6 protein-coding genes are annotated in these 6,920 nt (G+C 45.5%); 2 read left to right on the forward strand and 4 right to left on the reverse strand.

Annotated elements, in window-relative coordinates:
* Positions 1-112 precede the first annotated feature (112 nt).
* A complete protein-coding gene (locus HMPREF2626_RS02765) occupies positions 113-577 on the forward strand; it encodes a LytTR family DNA-binding domain-containing protein (protein ID WP_070617180.1) in 465 nt (154 codons plus the stop codon).
* A gap of 13 nt (positions 578-590) precedes the next feature.
* Positions 591-977 carry a DUF3021 domain-containing protein gene (locus HMPREF2626_RS02770; protein ID WP_070617182.1) on the forward strand — a complete coding sequence of 129 codons (387 nt, stop codon included), beginning with the start codon at positions 591-593 and terminating at the stop codon, positions 975-977.
* 82 nt (positions 978-1,059) lie between these two features.
* Here HMPREF2626_RS02770 and nadE read toward each other — a convergent pair whose 3' ends face one another.
* From nadE to HMPREF2626_RS02790, 4 genes are all read right to left on the reverse strand, one after another.
* Positions 1,060-1,887, reverse strand: coding sequence for an ammonia-dependent NAD(+) synthetase (nadE, locus tag HMPREF2626_RS02775; protein WP_070617184.1), 828 nt, complete (start codon positions 1,885-1,887; stop codon positions 1,060-1,062).
* Positions 1,887-3,365, reverse strand: coding sequence for a nicotinate phosphoribosyltransferase (locus tag HMPREF2626_RS02780; RefSeq protein WP_141744571.1), 1,479 nt, complete (start codon positions 3,363-3,365; stop codon positions 1,887-1,889). The genes nadE and HMPREF2626_RS02780 overlap by 1 nt, the downstream gene beginning before the upstream one ends.
* 363 nt (positions 3,366-3,728) lie before the next feature.
* A complete protein-coding gene (locus HMPREF2626_RS02785; protein ID WP_070617188.1) occupies positions 3,729-5,123 on the reverse strand; it encodes a sugar transferase in 1,395 nt (464 codons plus the stop codon).
* Positions 5,124-5,253: 130 nt separating this feature from the next.
* A complete protein-coding gene (locus HMPREF2626_RS02790; protein WP_070617190.1) occupies positions 5,254-6,609 on the reverse strand; it encodes a hypothetical protein in 1,356 nt (451 codons plus the stop codon).
* Positions 6,610-6,920 lie beyond the last annotated feature (311 nt).

Below are 6,920 nucleotides of genomic sequence, written 5' to 3' on the forward strand. Positions count from 1 at the left end.
TTTTATCAGGCTTTTTTTACCACTCAAGGCCTAAAAACAACCGCTCGGCTAAAACGGGACGACTTTTTGCCAGTTCTGCCTTATACTAAGGTCAGAAAGGAGGAGAGCTTCTATGACAATAGAAAAACTAGTCATCCAGCGTATCCTTGACCAAGACGAAGACAAGCACCAAGTGATCCTGCGTGCCTCTGACAGTCAGTGGCTAGACCGAACTTCTGACCTGCTCTACCAGCTAGAAGGAAAGCACCAGCCTGACCGCTTGACGATCAAGACCCAGGACACTTACCAGGTATTAGCTATCCGTGACATCCTCTATGCAGAAATCAACCAAGGCGAACTAAGCATCTGGACCAAGGCTAAGACCTATCCTTGCCGGCTCAGCCTAAAGAAGCTAGAAAGTCTCTTACCAAAGAACGACTACTTACGAGCAAGCCGCTATAGCCTCGTCCGCCTAGATGCTATCCAGAGCCTAGAACTCGCTTTTTCCGGAAATATGTATGCTCAACTTAGTAACCACAAGAAAATTCTAATCAGTCGTCGTTTTCTCCATCAGTTCAAAGAAAGACTTGGCCTATGAAAGGAGTCCCACCATGAAAGAATTTATTCAACGAAGCCTCCAAGGAATCTTTATCAGTATGGTTATCTTTGCTGTCATGGGTGCCATCTATACTTCCTCCCCCGCTTATCTTAAAATGTTAGTCAGTTGGAGCCTAGTCGGTTGTGTCTGCGGAGGAGGATCCCTCCTCTACCAAACAGATAGGCTCAGCCCCCTCTTAGCCGGCTTCTTCCACCTGGCTTTAAGTCTGCTAACCTTCCTCGGCCTAGCCGCATGGAATAACTGGTTCCCTCTGACTTGGGGCATCATTCTCTCGGCTAGCCTACAATTTAGCTTGATTTTTGTCCTCATTGCCCTGGGCTACTACTTCTACTATAGCAAACAAATTAAAGCAATCAATCAGAGAATCAACAAACTATAAAAAGACAAAAACCCCTGCTAGGCTTAAGCATCGCCTGGCAGGGGTTCTTCTATCGATAAATTGATTTCTAATGTGCAAGTCTTTAACGCCACCACTGGTCATAGACATTGACCGGCAGCTCTCGCTTGTGCTGGCTAGATTGATAAAGTTGTTCAATGCGTTCAGCATCGGCTTCAGCAAGATCCTTTCCTTCTAGGTAGTCATCAATGGCCTGGTAGGAGACACCGAGGGCTTCTTCATCGGCTTGGCCCGGTTTATCGTCTTCTAAGTCAGCGGTTGGCACTTTTTCATAGAGGCGAGGCTCTGCCCCGAGCGCTTGGAGCAAGGCTGCCCCCTGGCGTTTGTTGAGCCGCCAGATAGGCATGATATCCGCTGCCCCATCACCGAACTTGGTATAAAAGCCCGTAACGGCTTCAGCCGCATGGTCAGAGCCTGCCACAATCCCCTTATCGGCTCCAGCAATGGCGAATTGGCTAATCATCCGCTGGCGAGCCTTGATGTTCCCCTTATTGAAGTCCGTGATTTCAAGACCTGCTACTTCTAAGGCAGCCACTTGGGCATCCACAGCTGGCTTGATATTGACGGTCAATACCTGGTCAGCCTGGATAAAATCCAAAGCTTTCTGGGCATCATCCTCGTCCAACTGTTGACCGTAAGGAAGGCGGACTGCAATGAAACGAAGGTCTTGCCGGCCCGTCTCTTCGCGCAATTCTTCCATGGCTAGCTGGCAGAGCCGGCCCACTAAGGTCGAGTCTTGGCCCCCACTAATCCCTAGAACTAGGGTCTTGAAAAAAGGATGCTTCTTAAAATAGGCCTTAATAAAGTCAATCGATTGGCGGATCTCTGCATCTACATCAATACTTGCTTTCACACAGAGTTGGTCAATAATATGCGCTTGTAAAGGACGCATTATTCTCCTCCTTTATCTGCTGCCACATTTGCTTTAATCTTTTCCTTAATCTGCTTAATGCTGTTCATCTTCAAATCATAGAGCTCCTGTGAAAGGTCGACTGGGTACTGTTCTGGATTTAAAATCCGCTTATACTCATCCCACAGCGAATCAAGGCGTCCTTTAGTATAGTCTTTAATCTCGTCTAATTCTGGTTGGTCATAGACCAATTCCCCCTTGTCAAAAATCGTCTGCAAAAGCGGACGCGCCGTATAGTCAACAACGGTCTTATTGATATAAGGATAGGTAGGATGGAACATAAAGAGCTCATCCAATTGGTCGGGGCGCTCGTGTTTAAGCGCGACATAGTCCCCTTCAGACTTACCATCTGAGTTACGTGTAATGCGCCAAACCTGCTTGTCACCTGGAGTAGTGGTCTTTTCAGGGGAGCTTGAAATCTTCATAGTAGGGACCAAATTACCATTTTCATCTTCCATGGAGCAGAGTTTGTAAACTGCCCCGAGAGCAGCTTGGTCAAAGGAAGTAATTAACTTCGTTCCGACACCCCAAGAATCAATCTTCGCCCCCTGCATCTTCAAGTTAAGGATGGTCTTTTCATCTAAGTCATTGGAGGCCACGATGATGGCCTCTTCATAACCTGCTGCATCGAGCATGGTCCGGACACGTTTGGATTGATAGGTCAAGTCCCCACTATCCAAGCGAACCCCAATAAAGTTAATCTGATCGCCCATTTCATCGGCCACACGAATCGCCGCTGGAACGCCAGAATTCATCACATCATAGGTATCCACTAAGAATACGCAGTCCTTGTGGGATTGGGCATAAGCCTTGAAGGCCTCATAATCGCTCTGGAAGGATTGGACCATAGCATGGGCATGGGTCCCCGATACAGGAACGCCTAAGGTCTTGCCTGCCCGAACGTTAGAAGTCGAATCAAAGCCGCCAATATAAGCAGCCCGTGCTCCCCAAACTGAAGCATCCATCTCTTGAGCCCTGCGTGCACCGAACTCTGCCAAGCCATCGTCACCACAAACCGTACGGATGCGGGCAGCCTTGGTTGCAATTAAGGTTTGGAAGTTCACAATATTTAAGAGCGCGGTTTCTACTAATTGGCAATCCACCAAGCGCCCCTCAATCTGAATCAGCGGTTCATTGGCGAAGCAGAGTTCTCCTTCCACCATGGATCGGACTGTCGCTTGAAAGCGGTAGTCCTTTAAGTAATCTAAGAAGGCATCAGGGTAGTTTACTGTCTCCCTTAAATAAGCGATATCTGAATCAGTAAAGCGTAAATTCTTAATATAATCGATTACCCGTTCCAGACCTGCGAAGATCGCATAGCCATTATTGAAGGGATTCTTACGAAAATAAATTTCAAAAACCCCAAACTGTTCAGCCTTGCCACTTTCCCAGTAGGTCTTCATCATATTGATCTCATAGAGGTCAGTATGTAGGGTTAAACTGTCATCTGGATAATTCATAAAGGCACCTCTGTTTGTCATTTTTCTATCATTATAACACTTCACCCTAACTTTGTCGCAAAAAAGCCAATCCCAAGCTATCTAGCTGGCTTATAAAAATCAAAAAAATAGAAAAAGAAAGAGCCGGGGATACAAGTCCAGGCTCTTTCTTGTAAAGCTATAGGCAAAAAGCTTTATTTCATCAATGTTTTTTGGGGTCTTACTCCAAGTAGACAAAGTTAAACGCTCTTGCTCTCACCCTGTAGTCGGGTTCACAAGAGCAGACTTGAAGTGATTTCAGCGCATCGAAACGTCTGACTAGCGTCAGTCTTATTCGATGCGCCTCCAATCATTCAAGTCTAAGCGCTCTTGCTCTCACCCTGTTTAGTCAATGACTTGGATGTTCATTTTTTTGATGGCTTCGCGGTCAACGACTTGTTTGCTTTCTTCGTCTACTCCGGAAGAGGAGACCTTGTCGAAGAGAATTTTGATCGTCTGTAATAGGATCTTGAAGTCTAGGATAATGGAATAGGTCTTGATATAGATCAAGTCAAAGTTGAGCTTACTGTTAAAGTCCGTCGCATACTTGCCATAAACTTGGGCATAACCTGTCAGGCCAGCTGGTACATTATGGCGGAGGTAATAGTGAGGGTTTTGTTCTTGGAATTGCTCAACAAAGAAGGGACGTTCGGGACGTGGCCCAACCAATGACATGTCCCCATTCAAGATATTGAATAATTGAGGCAGTTCATCGATGCGCAGGGAGCGCAGGTACTTGCCGATTCCTGTGATCCTTGCATCATTCTTGGTTGCAATCACAGGTCCCGTGCTGTCCTCCGCAGTCGCTGTCATCGTCCGGAACTTATAGATTTCAAATTCACGATTGCCCTTGGTGATCCGTGTCTGCCGGTAAAAGACGGGGCCTTTAGAGGTGAGCTTCACCAAGAGGGCCGTTACCAGCATGATCGGGGAAGCAATGATCAAAAGAACAAGAGAAACAATAATATCCAAGAGCCGCTTGATCAGGGCCTGATCTGCCGGAATCTTGAAGTCAGAGGTTTCAATAATCGACTCATCCTCAAAGTTCATGATATTAGGGTTGACCATGACTAAGTTTTCAAACTTAGAATTAAGGAAGAGCTTTTTATCTTCCGCCATCAGGAGAGAATAGAGGCGGAGTTTTTCCTCTTCTTCGATCTGTGAGGCTAGGTAAACAATATCGAATTCATCCAAGCGGGCCTTCACATTATCATAGTAGTGGTCGATCACCACATGGGTTACAATATGGCGGGTGGACTTGGATGATTTGAAATTGAAGATAGCAGGAAAGACTTCCTCTTCTTCACCAACAATCATCACCCGCTTATTGCTGGCATAGCGGCGGTACATACTAAAGACTAGAGCCCGGAAGGCATAGATCAAGAGGGTTGACACAAAAAAGTCAATCAAAATAACCGAACGTGGAAAAGCAAACCAACGCCCCACGAAACTCAAGACCATGGCAACCACAGCCAATAGGGCTTGAATAATCAGCGTAATAAAGAAGATATCCCCCTTGGACTTATTGTAGAGAACATAGATCCCGAACAATAAGTTAAAGACAATAAAGATAATTAAAATCCACGGAATCGCCCCCTGGAAAGCCTGGAAATTGCGCAAGGGAACGTAACGGCCATAGCGGATAAAGAATGAAATAAAATAAGATATCAGTAAGATCAGGGCCTCAGTTGCCCCAATAATGACCCGATACCAATTGGTCCATTCGCCGTTTCTTTGCATAATGATCCTCCTAAGAAAAAGGGACGGTTCAAACCGCCCCTCAAGCTGTTCTACTATATGGTATCTTAGCATAATTCCCATAGTTCAAGCAGCTATTTATCAAATATTTTCAAATTATTAAAGATTCAACTTAGCTAGCAGCGCCTGCTTCTGGGCTCCCGCCACTAGCTGCTCCGCCTTGGTCAGCCCCAGCATTTGAGCCAGTATTAGCTGGTGTATCATTAGGAGCTGGTGCTTCCGGTTGGCCTTCTGGTGGCGTTTGTGGCGTAGTCGCGCCCCCTTGAGAGGCGGAAGAAGAAGGTGCTGTCGATGGATTAGCTGAACCTTGATTTTCGTTCAGCGGTTTCGAAGAGACAGCGGAAGAGTCAGTACTTGGCTTCGCTTCTTCTTTCTTACCTGCATTATTGTTAGAGCTGGCATTGTTTTGTTGGTTATTTGATGCTTTGCTGTTTTCTGCTTTCTTGTCATCCTTCTTGTCGTTATTGTTGTTTTGATTTTGACGATTATTATTGTTGTTTGCGTTATTGTTATTAGAAGCTGGACGAGAGCTTGGCGGGGTCACACGTTGACTGCCCCGGTTGCCCACATTTTGACTTTGGTTGCGGTTAGATTGGGTCGCTTGTTGGCGCGCTTCATTCGCTTGTTTTTGGAGACGGTCGCTCCGTTCACGAGCTTGGTCTTGGGCCTTCTTAGCTTCTTCTTCTAACTTCTTAATTTGATCTTGTGAAGCACCAGACTTGCGGGCTTGGTCAATTTCAGCTTGGCTAATCCGTTCCGTTAAGTCTTCATCTACTTGACTGATCATGTCTAACATCTTGGCGGTCACATAAGGATTTTCTTCCTTCTCAGCTTCCTCACGCAACTTATCCAATTCTTTTTGTAAGTCTTCTTGTTTTAAAGACTTAGCAGATTTCAGGTCGTTTAAGGTCTTAGTAAATTTCTCGAACTTGTCAGCTTGTTCTTCAGCTGTCTTCACAAGGTCAGCTAGCGTCCCGTAGAGCCCATCTTCCTTAGATTCCAAGGCAGCTTTATGTTGGTTTTTAACCTTATCAACATCAGCCTTCTTCAAACCATCCTTGATAATGACCCATTTTTGTAAGGTTGCCCCATTGAGCGGCTGCTTGTCCTTGGTCTTTTCAAAGAGATTGTTGGTCGCATTTTGGACATCATAGCGATTTTGGACATCTTCCAAATCACCTTGTAATTGTCCCTTAATCCCTTCTTCATCCTTCAAATTAGCTACATCTTCTTTAGCCGCTTCGATATCTTCTTGACTAATATCCTCAGCTAAGAACATCTTTGCTTCATCAAAGTAGAGATCGGCGACAGCTTTCTCTGCCCCACTCTCCTTGTGGTCTTCAATAGCGGTTTGAACAGGTTCCTGCTGCAAGGCGGCATAGACGCCCACGCCCCCAATCAAGAAGAGAGATACAGCGACAACTAGAACTCTTTGCCAATTGAACTTTTTCTTCTTATTCTTCTTCAAGTCAATCTCCTCCGTTAATATTTATCGCAATATTATATCTACACTACGATAGCATGTTTCATTTTTCAATGCAAAAGTATTCCCAATTTGTAACCAATTTTTAAAGAAGTTAACAAGTCAAGTGACTGTAAATAGCAAAAAACTGGGACAAAGCCCAGTTTTTAAGTCGGGTTCACAAGAGCAGCTTGGGAGTGCTTTCGCAAGTTGGGAACGTGCAAGCATGGCTTGCCTTTATCCCAACTTGCTCCAAGCATCCAAAGCTAAACGCTCTTGCTCTCACCCTTTCTAGTCGGGTTCGCAAAGGCAGAAAG

The sequence above is a fragment of the Aerococcus sp. HMSC062A02 genome, from assembly GCF_001809535.1.
GTDB lineage: Bacteria > Bacillota > Bacilli > Lactobacillales > Aerococcaceae > Aerococcus.

Excerpts from the sequence above, each read along its gene's own strand:
- HMPREF2626_RS02765 (WP_070617180.1), top strand. The coding sequence starts at position 113 with ATGACAATAGAAAAACTAGTCATCCAGCGTATCCTTGACCAAGACGAA.
- HMPREF2626_RS02770 (WP_070617182.1), top strand. The coding sequence starts at position 591 with ATGAAAGAATTTATTCAACGAAGCCTCCAAGGAATCTTTATCAGTATG.
- nadE (WP_070617184.1), bottom strand. The coding sequence starts at position 1,887 with ATGCGTCCTTTACAAGCGCATATTATTGACCAACTCTGTGTGAAAGCA.
- HMPREF2626_RS02780 (WP_141744571.1), bottom strand. The coding sequence starts at position 3,365 with ATGAATTATCCAGATGACAGTTTAACCCTACATACTGACCTCTATGAG.
- HMPREF2626_RS02785 (WP_070617188.1), bottom strand. The coding sequence starts at position 5,123 with ATGCAAAGAAACGGCGAATGGACCAATTGGTATCGGGTCATTATTGGG.